This window comes from Terrabacter sp. P5_B1 (assembly GCF_056400505.1).
Window position 1 is genome coordinate 1 of the sequence record NZ_JBFULD010000579.1, and the last position, 1,109, is coordinate 1,109.

2 protein-coding genes are annotated in these 1,109 nt (G+C 74.1%); both read right to left on the minus strand.

Annotated elements, in window-relative coordinates:
- A partial coding sequence (locus tag AC1DP0_RS22155) for an NmrA family NAD(P)-binding protein (RefSeq protein WP_478088787.1) occupies nucleotides 1–250 on the minus strand: 250 nt, incomplete at its 3' end.
- On the minus strand, nucleotides 150–1,109 hold a 960-nt coding region (locus tag AC1DP0_RS22160; RefSeq protein WP_478088789.1), incomplete at its 5' end, for a hypothetical protein. The genes AC1DP0_RS22155 and AC1DP0_RS22160, both read right to left, overlap by 101 nt.

The following is a 1,109-nucleotide window of genomic DNA, read 5'->3' on the forward strand; positions in this document are numbered from 1 at the left end:
GCACCGGGCCGAGCGACTCGAGCCGGTCGGGCAGGCGGCGACCGAGCCGGGTCACGGCCGACACCTCGTGCCCGGCGGCGAGCGCAGCCGCGACGACGTGGTGGCCGACGAGCCCCGTGGCGCCGGTGACGGCGACCCTCACCGGGCCCTCACCGTGGCCCCTTGACGTGACGGAAGCCGTGCACGTCGAGGGCCGGGTCGGGATCCGACGCCGGTCGGTCTGCCTCGTGCCGGCGCGCCTCGTCGCCACCCCGTCGGGAGGTCAGGCCCTCGACGAGCATCCGCACCGACTCGGTCAGCAGGGGCTCGGTCGGGTCGGGTGGGGGCCGCCCGATGCGGAACTCGCGGCCCTCGAAGCAGGCCTCGAGGTTGTCGAACGTGGACGTGAAGAAGCGCCGGTACGCCTCCTCGAGAAGCGGGCCGTGCAGCTCGGGCAGTGACGGCAGGTCTGCCGCGTCGAGCACCGTCGGCAGGGTGAAGAGCTGGCGGCCGCGGATGGTCACCCGGGTGCGGGGGTCACCGTCCGGCACCGCCACCCGCTCGAAGGTGAGGGTCCCGTCGTCGTGGACCGCTGACCCGTTGGGGCTGTGGACGGTCCGCCAGAGCAGCCGGTGCCGGTCCGGTCCCCGCTCGACGAGCTCGATCTTGCAGACGTCGATGGGCTCGCCACCCCAGGCTGCGACGTAGTTGGGCTGCGGGAGGTAGAGGTTGCGCTCGGCCTGCCGCTGCCGCGCAGGGTCCTCCCCCACGGGGACCCGACGGCCTCCGATGTAGTCGGCCATGAGGCTGATGCCCTCGGCCACGTCGACGCGCTCGACCCACGCGTCGAAGTCGGCCGCCACCACCCTGCTCACCTCGAACACCGTCGCGCCGTCGACGATGCACCAGCGCAGGCCCTCCTCGTCCGCAGGCGGCGGGAGGGCGTCGACGACCGCGTCGGCGGCGGCCATGTGCCCGGGCAGCCCGTCGAAGTCGGCATCGGGGTAGGCACCCGGGTCGAAGCCGAGCGGGACGACGCGGCGGTCGACCCGGTCCTTGTCCATCGTCGCGGCCCAAGTCTGCTCGCCCTCGGTCAGCGCGCCGACGACACCGAGCAGGCCCACGAGGGC